General features: G+C 46.2%; 13 protein-coding genes. 9 read left to right on the plus strand and 4 right to left on the minus strand.

Features of this window, described 5'->3' with window-relative positions; genetic code table 11:
- The first annotated feature begins 5 nt into the window (after positions 1–5).
- Genes phoU through JW881_06235 form a run of 3 tightly spaced genes read left to right on the plus strand, consistent with a single transcriptional unit; the run spans position 6 to position 3,173 of the window.
- Positions 6–662, plus strand: coding sequence for a phosphate signaling complex protein PhoU (phoU, locus tag JW881_06225; protein MBN1697090.1), 657 nt, complete (start codon positions 6–8; stop codon positions 660–662).
- Between the two features lie 24 nt (positions 663–686).
- Positions 687–1,382 (plus strand): response regulator, encoded by a 696-nt coding sequence (locus JW881_06230; GenBank protein ID MBN1697091.1) that lies wholly within the window; start codon positions 687–689, stop codon positions 1,380–1,382.
- A gap of 3 nt (positions 1,383–1,385) precedes the next feature.
- The gene (locus JW881_06235; GenBank protein MBN1697092.1) at positions 1,386–3,173 is read left to right on the plus strand and encodes a HAMP domain-containing protein; all 1,788 of its coding nucleotides are present in this window, start codon (positions 1,386–1,388) and stop codon (positions 3,171–3,173) included.
- 179 nt (positions 3,174–3,352) lie between these two features.
- Here JW881_06235 and JW881_06240 read toward each other — a convergent pair whose 3' ends face one another.
- Positions 3,353–3,628, minus strand: coding sequence for an RNA-binding protein (locus JW881_06240; protein ID MBN1697093.1), 276 nt, complete (start codon positions 3,626–3,628; stop codon positions 3,353–3,355).
- Between the two features lie 852 nt (positions 3,629–4,480).
- Here JW881_06240 and JW881_06245 point away from each other — a divergent pair.
- On the plus strand, positions 4,481–4,717 hold the full coding sequence (locus tag JW881_06245; GenBank protein MBN1697094.1) for a KH domain-containing protein: 237 nt from the start codon (positions 4,481–4,483) through the stop codon (positions 4,715–4,717).
- A 197-nt stretch (positions 4,718–4,914) separates the two neighbouring features.
- Here the strand turns inward: JW881_06245 and JW881_06250 are convergent, their stop codons facing one another.
- The 3 genes from JW881_06250 to JW881_06260 form a co-directional block, all read right to left on the minus strand.
- Entirely contained in the window at positions 4,915–5,382 is a 468-nt protein-coding gene (locus JW881_06250; protein MBN1697095.1) for a hypothetical protein, read from the minus strand.
- 406 nt (positions 5,383–5,788) lie between these two features.
- The gene (locus JW881_06255) at positions 5,789–6,034 is read right to left on the minus strand and encodes a hypothetical protein (GenBank protein MBN1697096.1); all 246 of its coding nucleotides are present in this window, start codon (positions 6,032–6,034) and stop codon (positions 5,789–5,791) included.
- Positions 6,035–6,121: 87 nt separating this feature from the next.
- Positions 6,122–7,399, minus strand: a complete 1,278-nt coding sequence (locus JW881_06260) for an MFS transporter (protein ID MBN1697097.1) — start codon at positions 7,397–7,399, stop codon at positions 6,122–6,124.
- Positions 7,400–7,518: 119 nt separating this feature from the next.
- Between JW881_06260 and JW881_06265 the strand changes: the two genes are divergently transcribed.
- The 5 genes from JW881_06265 (at position 7,519) to JW881_06285 (ending at position 13,910) form a co-directional block, all read left to right on the plus strand.
- Positions 7,519–8,058 (plus strand): TIGR03546 family protein, encoded by a 540-nt coding sequence (locus JW881_06265; protein ID MBN1697098.1) that lies wholly within the window; start codon positions 7,519–7,521, stop codon positions 8,056–8,058.
- Positions 8,059–8,094: 36 nt separating this feature from the next.
- The gene (locus tag JW881_06270; GenBank protein ID MBN1697099.1) at positions 8,095–10,128 is read left to right on the plus strand and encodes a TIGR03545 family protein; all 2,034 of its coding nucleotides are present in this window, start codon (positions 8,095–8,097) and stop codon (positions 10,126–10,128) included.
- 14 nt (positions 10,129–10,142) lie between these two features.
- Positions 10,143–11,693, plus strand: a complete 1,551-nt coding sequence (locus JW881_06275) for a leucine-rich repeat domain-containing protein (protein MBN1697100.1) — start codon at positions 10,143–10,145, stop codon at positions 11,691–11,693.
- A 142-nt stretch (positions 11,694–11,835) separates the two neighbouring features.
- Positions 11,836–12,861, plus strand: a complete 1,026-nt coding sequence (locus JW881_06280) for an ABC transporter permease subunit (protein MBN1697101.1) — start codon at positions 11,836–11,838, stop codon at positions 12,859–12,861.
- Positions 12,858–13,910, plus strand: coding sequence for an ABC transporter permease subunit (locus JW881_06285; protein MBN1697102.1), 1,053 nt, complete (start codon positions 12,858–12,860; stop codon positions 13,908–13,910). Before JW881_06280 ends, JW881_06285 begins: the two co-directional genes overlap by 4 nt.
- Positions 13,911–13,919: the final 9 nt, after the last annotated feature.

The raw sequence follows: 13,919 nt of genomic DNA on the forward strand, positions 1-13,919 counted from the left end.
ACCATATGAAAATACGGCATCATTTTGACGAAAAACTCGAAGAACTCAAAATAGACGTTCTTTCGATGGGAACCCTGACGGAGGAATCGATCGCCAGGGCGCTTCACGCATTAATGAAAAAAGACAGAAATATGGGCCTTGAAGTGATAAAAAACGACGAGCATATCAACCAGCAGGAACTCGATATCGAAAGGACCTGTGTCCTCCTCATCGCCACGGAACAGCCGGTTGCGGGTGATCTGCGGTTTATCATCTCCTCGCTTAAAACGGTGAGGGACCTCGAACGGATCGGTGATTATGCGGCGCATATGGCAAAAACCGCGGTTCATCTCAGCGAAGAACCTCTTGAAGTTCCCAAAGATATCCCTATAATGACAGAACACTGTATTGCCATGCTGAAAACAGCGCTTCAGGCGTACGCGGATATGGATGTGGCGAAAGCCGAAAGCGTTAAAAAGAGGGATGAAATGGTTGACAGCCTTTACCTGAATGTATTCAGGGAATTGATCATCGATATGAAAGAAGAACCGAACCATCTCCGGCTGGTGAGTTCACTTCTCCTCGTCGCCAAATTTCTCGAACGGCTTGCCGATCATATTACCAATATCTGCGAAGAGATTATCTATATGTGCACGGGGAAAAGGAAAGACGGATCTTTTTAATTTATTATAAACGGGGTTGACGGCATGAAAAAGGAAGATATTCTGATTGTCGAAGATGATGAGGATATAAGGGAGCTTATCTCGTTTAACCTGAAAAACGAGGGGTATAGGGTGATCGGCGTTTCAAGCGGGGAAAAGGCGCTTATTTCCATAGGAGAAAAAAAACCCGCGCTTATTCTGCTCGATCTCATGCTTCCGGGTATCGACGGCCTCACCATGTGCGAACAGCTTAAAAAGGAAACGGTAGCCGGTTCCATTCCCATAATCATTGTCACGGCACGGGGTGAAGAGGACGACATTGTGAGGGGGCTTGAAGCGGGTGCGGACGACTATATTACGAAACCGTTCAGTATACAGGTACTCTGCGCTCGGGTAAAAGCCGTTCTGCGGCGGAAAAAACGAAGCGATGCTGCTGAAGATGATTCGGAGATCCCCGTCTCAATCCACGATCTCACCATCGACCCGAAACGCCATAAATCGACCGTGAAGGGCAATCCCGTCGAACTCACCCTTACCGAGTTCAGGATCCTCCATCACCTTGCACGCCACCCGGGATGGGTGTATACCCGTTATCAGCTCGTGGAAGCGGTACGAGGGTATGATTACAATGTCACCGATCGTTCCGTCGACGTTCTTATTTTCGGGCTGAGGAAAAAACTCGGAACGTGCGGGGACTATATTGAAACCGTCAGGGGAATAGGATACAGATTCAGGGAATAAAGCATGAAAAAAAGGCGGCTTTTCCGGCAGGTATACCGTTATTTTATCTATGTCATCATTATCACCATCGGTATCATTACACTCTATGCCACGACCACATTCAGGGATTTCTTTTTCAGACAGACCGCCCTCGAACTCAAACGCAACACATACCTTATCGAAAACCAGATACTCGATTCCCTGTTCCCGTTTACTGAGGATTCGCCCCGGAAAGCGGAAGAACTTTGTAAAACCGTTGGTGAAAGAGGAGATTTCCGCCTCACCATTATCCTTAAAAACGGAACGGTCATCGGTGATACGGCACAGAACGCGGATGCCATGGAAAATCACGCGGATAGGCCTGAAATCAGGGCAGCTTTGGATGGGGGAATCGGAACCCATATCAGGTACAGCAATACGCTGCAGCAGGAAATGATGTACGTGGCAATTCCCCTTATCAATGAAAACCGTATAACAGGGGTTCTTCGCTCCGCCGTTTCGATTACATCGTTGAATGAAGCGTTTACATCACTGCTCCTGACCATCGCTTTTGGGGGACTCATAAGTATTATCGCGGCGACCGTGCTTGCCGCATGGCTGTCGCGAAATATCAGTCTTCCTATTGAGGCACTCAAGCGCGGCGCCGAACGATTCAGCCGGGGGAGATTCAATGAGAAACTCTCGGTGCGTTCGAACCTCGAGATCGGGAGTCTGGCGGATACCCTGAACACCATGGCAAGCCAGCTTCAGGAGAGGATCGAAACGATTATCCGGCAGCAGTCACAGGAAAAACAGATTCTCGCGACCATGATCGAGGGGATTGTCGCAATCGACAGGGAAAATACGATCATCACGATAAACCGGGCCGCATCGTTACTGCTTTCGATTCCCTATAAAAGCGCAAAGGGGAAAAGAATCGAAGAAATCGTATTATTGAACAGCCTTCTCAAATTCATTCAAAAAGCGATAAAAAGCAGTCTGCCGGTCGAAAAACTCATCACCATTTACGAAGAAGAGGAGCGAACCCTCGAAACCCATGGTTCGGCTTTGAACGACGATCAGGGAAACCGGTTCGGCACCCTCATCGTCATTCACGATATAACACGGCTGCGAAAACTGGAAAAGGTCCGCAAGGAGTTTGCCGTGAATGTCTCCCATGAGTTGAAAACCCCCCTCACCTCAATAAAGGGTTTTGTCGAAACCCTGCTTGCGGCGCATAACGCCCGTGACGAGGAGAAATTCAAACACTTCCTCAGCATCATCGCAAAACAAACAGACCGGGTCATCGCGATTGTCGAGGATCTGATGAGTCTCGCGAGAATCGAACAGGAAGCGGTCCGGGGAGGAATCTCGTTCAAGGAATGGAGTATTCGGGAAATACTGATCTCGGCAAAACAAACATGTGAGTCCTCTGCCGCGGCAAAAAATATCTCCATCAATCTTATCATGAATCGTAATATCCGTGCCCGGATCAATGCGCATTTAATCGAGCAGGCTGTCGTCAACCTTATCGATAATGCGATCAAATACAGCAATAACGGAAAGCAAATCAACATTACACTTGAACGGAAAGAAGGCGAAGCGTTGATTTCGGTCGAGGACCATGGTTGCGGCATCGCCGAAGAACACCTTCCGCGGCTGTTTGAACGATTCTACCGCGTCGACAGGGCCCGCAGCAGGAAAATGGGCGGTACCGGGCTGGGGCTTTCGATTGTCAAACATATCGCTGAAGCCCACGATGGCCGTGTTACCGTCGAGAGCAAAGAAGGCGCCGGAAGTATATTTTACATTATTATTCCAATTCGAACTTGATATAACGGTGACACTATTCTTGTCGATTATTACCTGAAACAGGGAAAATGACGATACAGGTCCGTGTATCAATCGTAACAAGGCAGAATTCCGTCATTTCGGACGGACGCGAAATGATATGATGTTTAAAATAAATGAGTCAGACCTGAACGTCTGACTCATTTCACTCTAATGCTTTCTCAATAACGATAATTATTTGTTCTGGGCTTTCTCTGATGAGCTTCATTCACTTTCAAATTGCGCCCATTGAATTCGGTATTATTTACCTTTGCAATAGCGGTATCGGCACAATCATTGTCTTCCATTTCGACAAATGCGAATCCCTTGGATCGATTTGTATTCCGGTCGGTCACGATATTGACATTCATAACCGTCCCGTACTGGGAAAACAATTCTTCGAGTTCGCTTTCGGTAGTTGAATAACTCATATTACCGACATAAATTTTTTTAGACATAAAACGCATCCTTTTTCCAGGATTTCTCCTGAATAATTTTATATGTAGTTTATCAACGATAAACTCTTGTGTCTATTTAATCTTCTGTTAGGGTATTACTCATTTAAGAGACTCACCAAAAACAAAAATATCATGCTTAAAGAAGCGGGCTTACAAGGCATAGCATAAAAACATGAATGTCAGATTAAAAGAACAACCTGTATTCACGATACATTGCTCATAATATATAGCAGCATAATTATTATGTCAAGCATAATAATACGGATTTCTTATAAACAATTCGTATTTTGCATTAATTAGTCACGGAATAAACATTATTTTTCAATTAATTCCGGCATTATTAATAAAAAATCCCACTTCCAAAGGAGAACCTCCGTTGGAAATCGTCTCTATATCGTAAAAAACCCCCGAAACGCCGATACTCCGGAAATCCGCTGTTTTGCCGTCGAATAAGTTCCTTATTTATGCTATGTATACAACTAATGAGTAATTTCGTGTTCGAAGTACCCCGACAAAGTATAAAGAAACGGAATCCGATTCGTAGGGAGCCGTTTTATTGCACAATCGGGATTCAATACGTTATGAAAAATAAAATTTATCAATGTCAGCCATGAAAAATCGACAGGAAATGAAAAAAATATTTTGCTTTTATAACCTTGACTATTTTATTATAGCATCCTAATATTGGTGCGTATTCGGAAAAAACAAAATTAACTGGATACGTTTATATGGAAAATGGTGATGCCTTTGGCTGCCATTGCGAATATAATCTTAATGTGCAACCAATTGATGCTATCTGGGAAGAGAGAATTTGGTTAACTCCAACACTATGTAAGAGAAAGGTGAGGTATTATGGTTGAAAAAGATCTTGTTGAATACATGGCAAAATCGCTGGTTGACAGTCCGGACAAGGTTAATGTGACTATTGTGGAAGGAGAAAAGTCAAAAATCATTGAATTACGAGTATCCAAGGAAGACATCGGGAAAGTAATCGGAAAGAACGGACGAATCGCCGGGGCCATGAGAATCATTCTCAACGCAGCAGCAGCAAAAGAAGAAAAAAGGGTACGTCTGGAAATTATCGATTAGAGGAAGCTTAGTTTAAGCCACGAAACGTCGATAAAAAACGACTCGACCTTAAAAAATCTCGAGGACTTGAATTCGGATAATTCGCAAAGAGTATGCGCCATCCCGTTCAGCATACGATAAAAGGCCGGCTTTATGTGTCATACTGATATTTTCTTATATAAAAAGACATTAACTGCAGTATTATGAGAGTTGGAGTATCACCTTTCCGCGTTTATTCTCCGGCAATCGGTATCAAGCGGTTCAACATCGAAATAATGAATTTCCGACCATGTTTCCCATGCAAATGGGGTTCCTGCACGCACCATCCATGACCAGTTCGATCTGTTCCCGTCCGTAATGTAGGCACCGGCGGCGCGGTAGGAGTATTCGGAAACGGTAACAATGGCATCGACGAGCAGGTATTGCGATCCTTCATGCAAAATACAGAGTTGGTAACGGACGGCACCCGGAACATCACTCCAGTCAAAGTCCCACTGAATCGCATCCGATTTATCAGAACAGCCATTATCGAATTCAGTTCCCGGAAGCGGCGTGAGTAATTCGGCAGTGTGGTCATCATGAATCTCTCCTGTCAGGTCCTGAAAATCTTCACACATCGAAAACGCCAGGAGTGAAAAACCGGCGATTAATATGATAAAGAGATGAATTACATAGTTGGTATTCATTTTTCAATCCTCCTTTTTTTATATGAGTCTTCACACCCATTATTCTATACCTCCCTATACCGGCCTTATATATGCATGCCGGTATATTGCCGTATGCTTCGCGGTATAGATTCACCTCCTTGAGCGTCTTTAAGGCTTATATATCGTCGCAATTAAAAAAAAATAAATACGGCACGACTTTTCCAGGAGTTATACAATGCAGGAGGACGAATATGTTAATGAGTATGATACAATCGGATTTACATGAATTTCAATTTATAGAGCACGGAAAATACTGTTAACCGGACTTAACGACGATTGGATTTTTCTCGATTGCACTGAATTCTGTGGACGTACCGGTTACGCGTATCAAATAAAGGGAAAAACAGGCCGGCTTATTATTCTGTGAACCGTTTATACTGAACATTCAGACACCCCCCATTTCCTCTCTTACCGCCGCGATCGCCTTATCGATCGTGAGATGGGATCGTGTACGCGCCGATTCATAATGCTTTCCGCAAAACCATGCCGCGCAGGGCGGGTGGCCGTGTCCGCCCGTCTCCTTCATTCGATGTTCCCATTCGATATCGGCGGGACGTTTCATGAAATATACGAGTCCTCCCTCATCGATATCGAACCGTTTGTGACAGATAACGCATATCGGGGGTTTCATATGATCCTTCTCCTTTTGCCGGCTGATATTACGTGTTTACCTTTATTTAATACTTTAGGTGATGGGCGATCTTTTTTCAACAAAATCCTATAAGACGGATGCGGATTGCCCGGCAACCGTATGCCGCGGATCTTTCACCACACACATGGAAAAGTATATGGATAGAAGCCCGCAGACGATTGCACATAAAAAAAGCCCTTTGTACTGCAGAAGCCCAAGGGAGAGGACCAGTCCTCCGAGAATCGGGACAAGCCCCGAGAAGCTTCCCGTTATAGCGATATTTATCGTCGAATACAATATCCTGTTTTTATCATCACCGAACTCGGTGATAAAGACCTGGCCGGTATTTAAATTCGCAGTGAGGGTGACGCCAAGGAATATAAAAATGACGAAGAAAGTATAATATGACGGAATAAAAACGGCAATAATCAATGTGACGGTTGTAATGACCGTGTTGATTTTCAGAACGATGAGGTTCCCGAATCTGTCTCCCAGATAGCCGAGAACAAGACTTGAACCGGCTTTGCTGCTATTGAGAAAAAGAGTATAGAAGACAACGGTCTGTGCGGTGATTCCGGGAATGGTATCCATGGCATACGATGTATAGAAAGCTGCCCCAAGTGTTGTCACGGCAAAAATAAGCCGAGTAACCAGAAAATTACGCAGGTTGGAATCATTTTTGAGATGCTTGAAAAGCGATTTCAAATAGGCGGGAAAAGGTATCTTTTCAGGAACGGGGGATTCCTTCTCTTCCTTCACAAACATAAATGCAACATATGATAAGAAAATCAGAATAAAACCCATTAAAAAGGAGTACCGGTAATTGACGGGAAACATGAAAACTGAAAAAAGGTAGCTTATCAGCAGGGGAAGGCACATTCCGGCGACACTTCCGATAAAGGTTCTGATGGCAAAAGTGCGGGCCCGGTGTGAGACGGGGAGTGTTTTTGCCAGCAAATCAAGCCATGCTGGCGTTCCGATACCCCCGCAGAAACAAAAAAAGAAATAACCGAGAAGCACCAATGTGACGGCAACGGGCGGAGACACCTGCTGAACCCAGAAGGTACTGAGAACAAGCAAAAACAGACTGCATCGCTGAAAAAAAGCGGAAACCATGATAAACCGTTTCCTGATCCTGAACCCCTTTGCCATCTGGGTGGATACAAGACCGGGCAGATTATAACCGAACAAGGTAAGCGCCGGAATAAAACCGACGGCGACAGGGTTGTCGTAGACCTGTTTCACGAAAAGAACAAGGATCGTCGACACCTCAAAAAAGACCATTCCGCTTAAAAAAAGGCTTCCGTCGAGAATATGAAAGATGATATTGTGTGTTGCGGTTTTTCCGACCGATTTTATAACCATAAGGGCTCATACTACCATACCTGTATCGAATATGCACAGACCCCCCGAATATTTTCTTGACAGCAGGCTGATTTGAAGTATAGTTATTAGTAACCAATGCAACCCGGAGGGTGAAAGCCATGTTTATAAAGGGAATTGCAAAACTGTTTATCGCAATTAATGCGAACACAAAACCGGGCCAAATTTCAGGCGGTATCGCCTGTGCTTTTCTTCTCGCACTCGTTCCTTCTTCACATCTCCTCTGGTACACCATCTTTCTTTTCCTGTTTTTCCTTAAAATCAATCTCGCCGTTGTTTTCATTTTCACCGGGATTTTTTCGCTTCTCACACCGCTTCTCGATGGGCCGCTGAACAGGGTAGGACTCATAACAGGATACCTTCCGGGTATCCGTGATTTTTTTGGTTTTCTTGATAATGTTCCGGTTTTGGCTTTTTTCGGTTTCGACAATTCACTTGTCCTTGGTGGACTCATCGTCGGTATCATAACCCTGGTTCCGGTATATTTTCTCTCCAATGGCCTCGTCTCCCTCTACCGCAAAAAAGTCCGGGACAGATTCGCGAAAAGCAGGCTGATAAAAAGACTCCTCCTCATCCCGATAATCGGAAAACTTGTCGATGCAATCAGGACCGCATACACCCTCTATGCCGATGCGGGATGAAAGACGGAAAGAAAGAGTGATTCAGGAGGCTTTTTGATGGCAAACAAACCACCGAAGTTTTTTAAGAAACGGTTTACCGAAAAGCAGTTCAATAAAAAGATTCTAAAAAGGACATTCGATGAAAAGGAGAAAGAAAGGCTTTTTTCGCTTTTTATTAAAGATAACGACGCTAACTATACCCTCAAAGATGATCTTGCAAAGGAAGATATAAACCAATTAAAAAGAATTCATAAAACAATAAAGAAGAATACGGGGGTTGTTCAAAAGGGAAAAATAATCGTCGCTTCAGCCATTATCGGTGTCGTGGTCGTCTTTAATGTATTTTTCAGAGACATGCTGCTCGAAGGCGCCCTTGAATCTTCTCTTTCTTCCCTCTTCGGCGCGAAAGCGGAGATTGACGGACTCGTCTTCGATATATTCGGGGCACGAATATCGTTTGAGCATTGTTCTGTTGCCAACAGTGAAAAACCTTACAAAAACCTCTTTGAACTGGGTAGAACCGGAATCGATCTATTAATGAGCGAGCTCCTGAAAGGGAAGTTTATTGTGACGAATATCGAATGCCGGGAGATACAATGGGATACCGCCCGTAACACATCCGGTGCACTCGTTAGTTCACGGGAAAAGGAAAACGGGGGAGAAAGCCCGGAAGAGGGTGCACAACCTTTTTCACTCAATATGGCGGGGACCGATATCGGGTCTATTATTGAATCGGAAAAAGAGAATATCAAAAGTCCCGAAAGAATCGAGGAGGCGAACAGGCTTTTTGCCGAAATGACGGAAGAATGGAGACAAACGGCAGACGGGCTTGAACCTGCCGTCAACGACTGTTCGAAAGCGGTTTTAGAAGTGACGAAAATCGATATCAAGAAAATCAAAACGCTCAAGGATGTCGAGAAAGCGTACGCGACAATCGATAAGGCGACAAAACTTGTTTCTGAAACAGGTAGATCGATATCGGAAACTGCGGACAAGGTCGGCAAGGACCGCGCTGTTATCGACGAAGAACGAAAAAAAATCACCGATGCGATCGATTCGGATACAGCCTATCTGATGTCGTTCGTCGCGGCACCGCGTGAAGGGGCCGAAAGAATAATTTCAAGCGTATCCGAAAAATTCCTCGCGGCAAATCTTGGAGAACTGCATACATACCTGTTCAAGGGAATCGATGCATTACAACATCTTGACAGCGGGAAAAAGGGAAGAAAGGGGCAGCCGCCTCCGAGATCGGGCTACAACATGCAATATCCGGGCAGCCGCTATCCCGATTTTATGATCGTGAACGCGGCCTTTTCTGTGGGAAGCGACGCAGGTACGACGCAGACTGCCGTTCAACTGGCAAATATCTCGAATGCTCCGGAACTCGTCGACTCACCATCCGCCATACGATTTGTCCATAACGAATATGACCGGAAGGTCGAACTGGACGGTACAATCGATCTGAGGGAAACAGTCGATGATCTTGTTTCGTTTGATATAAAAATATCGGGATTTCCGCTATCCATCGACAAAGGATTGGAACTCATCGGTATCGCATCACTCGACGCGACAATATACTTCTCAACCGGTATCCGGGTTGACAAGGCGGACAAAACGGCCGGATCTCTCGAGTTGATACTTACCGATACGAACGCGTCGATGCGGAATACCGACAATATTGTCTTTGAAAATATACGCGATATTCTTGAGTCCGCGTCTGAAATCGCCATAAACGCATCATACTCGTTTTCTTCGGGCGGGAAACTGTCGATCACCGCCGGTAGTTCAATCGACCGCCTCATCAAAGAAAAAGTCGGTGATGCGATCGACCGTATGATAAAGGAAACCAAAGAAAAGATCGGGAATGAAATCGAGAAACAGATCGCCGGGTCGTTACAAAAAAACAACACACTCGTCGCCGCCTTTGAGGGGGTGGAAAAAACACTTGAAGCGAATAGGTCCGATATTGCGGCATTCGAAAAGACAATCGATGAAAAGAAAAAAAGCGTGGAGAAAAAAGCGAAAGACTTTTCAAAAGACCTTGAAAAAAAGGTACAGGAGTCTCTTCCAAAGCTCGATTTGAAATTTTAGAAAAAAGGGGTCACGTGAACACATTTCGCGATGTTCCGCTCAACTCCATTCAGATACCGCTCCTGCGTTGCATCGAGAAAACCATACATACGCCACTTCCCGTTTCACGGTCATTTACCGATTGGGAAGAACGGGAATACGAACGGGGAATCGCCATCGAAAACGGCGATATTGTGGGCCTGGGGCTGGCATTCCGGCTTCATTCGGATATCCCCCGGGAGATAACGGAACTCCACACTCTCCGGGGACTCGATCTGCGGGGAAATAACATCGAAACCCTTCCCGGCCGTTTTTTTGCCCGCCTTACGAACCTCGAGGTTCTCTACCTTGGCAACAACAGGATCAAGGCGCTTCCCGCGTCAATCGGAAAATGCTCTGCGTTGCGGCGCATCGACCTTTCGAGTAATGAAGATCTGCCCGGACTTCCCGGCCGTGTCTATGAATTGCCCGCCCTCCGGGAACTCGATATCCGCTTTTGCGCATTTAAGAGTCTTCCCCCTCACATCGGAGAACTCAGACGGTTACAGATACTCCGGGCGGGTAATAATCGGATTGAATCCCTTCCTCACAATATAGAAAACATCAGCGGGCTGGAATATCTTTCACTCGAAAACAACCGTCTCACCGATCTCCCTGAAAGTATGGCGGCGTTGGGAAATCTTCGTGTCATCGATGTATCGGGAAATCAATTTTCACGATTCCCCGCGCCGATCACCGGGATGCCGTTCCTTGAAAAAATATCGCTCGCGTCCAACCTCATCGGAAGTATTCCCGATACGATCGCCGGCTTGTCACGCCTTCGCTATCTGAATTGTGCGGATACCGGCCTGACCTCTCTCCCTTCTCTGTTCGGAAACCTCTCCGAACTCGAAGAACTCTATCTGTTGTGGAATACATTCGAACGAGTCCCCGCCGAAATCGGATACCTCCGAATACTCAAAACACTCGATATGAGTAATTGCGGGCTTACCCGCCTGCCCGCCTCATTTCGCCGGCTGAAAGAACTCAGAAATCTTATTCTCGCCGGCAACCGGTTCCCCGAAATTCCGGATGCCGTCTTCAGTATGGCCTCACTTCAAAAACTCGTCCTCAACAACAACAAGTTGACCGCGCTTCCGGATGCCATCGGCACGCTTAAAAATCTCTCCGGCCTCAATCTCGAAGACAATCTTATCGCCTCCCTTCCCGATGCTATCGGAGAATGCCGCTTGCTTACATCCCTTAACCTCACCGGCAACAGACTCGAAACCCTCCCTGTCGCCATCACCGGTTGTGAAAAACTAACGGCGTTATCGATCGACAACAATAACTGGAGCCGTTTCTTCCGAAAGCACATTATCGATGCCTCATCGTCCGGAACACTTCTAAATCTCGAACGTCTGGGGGAGTTCATTCCCCTTCTCATGGAAAAGATCGAGAATAACGAACAACTCGATGAGTTCGACCGTGAATATCCGTCCTTTGCCACCTATGCCGACATTCTCATACCTTTCTGCAAACGTTCACATACCGATACGGGAAAGGATGTACTCGATTTGCTTCGAACAATTCTTCATTCCCGTTAACGGGTTTCATCTTTCCTCAAATTTCATCCCCGTTATAACAGGAGTATCCTTCTGTCAGGCAAACGATCGGTTTTCATTCAGAAGCGGTATTTTTTATTGAAAAGCACTTGCACAAGCGCCCTCATTTTAATACCATTTCGTGATGACGACGTATTTTATAAGGCGTTTTCTTCTGATCATTCCCACCTTTATCGGTATCACGATAATGGTGTTCACAATTACCAGATTTGTTCCGGGCGGCCCTGTCGAGAGGATCATATCCGAATACCAGCAGATGTCGAGTGAAAGCGGGAGAGGGGCCCATTCACTGAAGCAGCAGGTCCAGCCCCTTTCCGAAAATCAGATAAATCAGCTGAAAAAGTATTTCGGCCTGGACAAACCGGTATTAATATCGTATATCCTCTGGCTCGGGAAGGTGTTGACGGGTGACCTCGGACGATCGACGATGTATCACGATCCCGTCCTCCAGATGATCGCCGAAAAAATGCCGATATCCCTCTATTTCGGTATTATTACATTGGTTATCGTCTACGGCGTATGTATCCCCCTCGGTATCGTCAAGGCGATACGGCATAAATCCATCCTCGATAATGTCTCTTCCGTTCTGGTGTTTATCGGCTATGCCATCCCCGGATGGGTGGTCGGCATCCTTTTGCTTCTTCTCTTCTCATCGCACTGGGAAATCTTTCCGCTCGGCGGATTTGTCAGCGACAATTTCGCCGATCTTAATCCGATAGAAAAGGCCGGCGACCTTATCCTGCATACCGTCCTCCCCATCGCCGCCTACGTGACCGGATCGTTCGCCGTCATGACCTTTCTGATGAAAAACACATTGATGGACAATCTTTCGAGCGATTACGTGAGAACGGCCATGGCAAAGGGTCTGACCTTCAGAAAGGCGGTCTTCAGGCACGCGCTGCGGAACAGCCTGATTCCGCTTGCGACCAGTTTCGGCAACAATATTTCGATTATCCTTACCGGTTCGTTTCTCATTGAAAAAGTATTCAATATCAATGGCATGGGACTGCTGGGGTATGAATCCGTCGTGGAGCGCGATTATCCGGTCGTCATGGGCACCCTTGTGATCTCTTCGCTCCTTTTCCTTGTCGGAAACATTCTCTCCGATATCTGTGTCGCCATCGTCGATCCGCGGGTGCAGTTCAGATGATAAACCTCACACTGAATCCGTTGACGGTCAAAAAAATAAAACGATTCGTCTCGATCAGGCGCGGATTCTTTTCTTTTATCATTTTTCTTTTATTGGTACTCTTTACGATATTTGCCGATCTGTTCATCAACAGCAGGGCGCTGATCGTATCGTACAACGGGAACCTCTATTTCCCCACCTACGGCTCGATGATCCCCGGCTCGACGTTCGGACTGGATTATGATTATGAGACAAATTACCGGGAACTGAAAGACGTCTTCGAAAAACAGAACCGGGGGAACTGGTTGCTTCTCCCGCTCGTCCCTTATAATCCGTACGAAAACGATTTCAGGGAAGGCGAATATCCCCCTTCACCTCCGTCCCCCGGCCAGAAACATTTCCTGGGAACGGACAAGGCGGGAAGGGACATTCTTGCACGGCTGATTTACGGATTCAGGGAAGCGCTTATCTTTTCCATGAGCCTCCTGCTTATCAACTACGTTATCGGCATCGGCATCGGCTGCGCCATGGGGTATTTCGGCGGTCTTTTCGATCTGATCTTCCAGCGTATCATCGAAATCTGGACCTCCGTCCCCTACCTCTATGTGATTATCATCATTGCATCGATCGTCTTTCCGAATGTTTTTATCCTTATCCTTATCAATGCGTTTTTTGGATGGATCGGCATGACGTGGATCATGAGAACGATCACCTACAAAGAGAAGACGAGGGAATACGCGATCGCTGCAAAATCGATCGGGGCGAGCCACCTGAGAATCATCTTCCGCCACATTATCCCCAACACGATTTCCATTATCGTCACCTACGCGCCGTTCTCCGTTGCCTCGGGAATCATCTCTCTTACCGCTCTCGACTACCTCGGCTACGGTCTCAGACCCCCGACCCCCAGCTGGGGGGAACTGCTCGAACAGGGATGGACCAACCTGGGAGATTACTGGATCGCCTTTTCCGTCATCACCGCGATGGTCGTCACCTTAACCCTCGTCACATTTATCGGGGAAGCGATAAGGGAGGCTTTTGATCCGAAAATGCATACAACCTATGAATAAAAAAGAGAG

The sequence above is a fragment of the Spirochaetales bacterium genome (genome assembly GCA_016930085.1).
Taxonomy (GTDB): domain Bacteria; phylum Spirochaetota; class Spirochaetia; order SZUA-6; family JAFGRV01; genus JAFGHO01.

Excerpts from the sequence above, each read along its gene's own strand:
- phoU (MBN1697090.1), top strand. The coding sequence starts at position 6 with ATGAAAATACGGCATCATTTTGACGAAAAACTCGAAGAACTCAAAATA.
- JW881_06230 (MBN1697091.1), top strand. The coding sequence starts at position 687 with ATGAAAAAGGAAGATATTCTGATTGTCGAAGATGATGAGGATATAAGG.
- JW881_06235 (MBN1697092.1), top strand. The coding sequence starts at position 1,386 with ATGAAAAAAAGGCGGCTTTTCCGGCAGGTATACCGTTATTTTATCTAT.
- JW881_06240 (MBN1697093.1), bottom strand. The coding sequence starts at position 3,628 with ATGTCTAAAAAAATTTATGTCGGTAATATGAGTTATTCAACTACCGAA.
- JW881_06245 (MBN1697094.1), top strand. The coding sequence starts at position 4,481 with ATGGTTGAAAAAGATCTTGTTGAATACATGGCAAAATCGCTGGTTGAC.
- JW881_06250 (MBN1697095.1), bottom strand. The coding sequence starts at position 5,382 with ATGAATACCAACTATGTAATTCATCTCTTTATCATATTAATCGCCGGT.
- JW881_06255 (MBN1697096.1), bottom strand. The coding sequence starts at position 6,034 with ATGAAACCCCCGATATGCGTTATCTGTCACAAACGGTTCGATATCGAT.
- JW881_06260 (MBN1697097.1), bottom strand. The coding sequence starts at position 7,399 with ATGGTTATAAAATCGGTCGGAAAAACCGCAACACACAATATCATCTTT.
- JW881_06265 (MBN1697098.1), top strand. The coding sequence starts at position 7,519 with ATGTTTATAAAGGGAATTGCAAAACTGTTTATCGCAATTAATGCGAAC.
- JW881_06270 (MBN1697099.1), top strand. The coding sequence starts at position 8,095 with ATGGCAAACAAACCACCGAAGTTTTTTAAGAAACGGTTTACCGAAAAG.
- JW881_06280 (MBN1697101.1), top strand. The coding sequence starts at position 11,836 with ATGACGACGTATTTTATAAGGCGTTTTCTTCTGATCATTCCCACCTTT.
- JW881_06285 (MBN1697102.1), top strand. The coding sequence starts at position 12,858 with ATGATAAACCTCACACTGAATCCGTTGACGGTCAAAAAAATAAAACGA.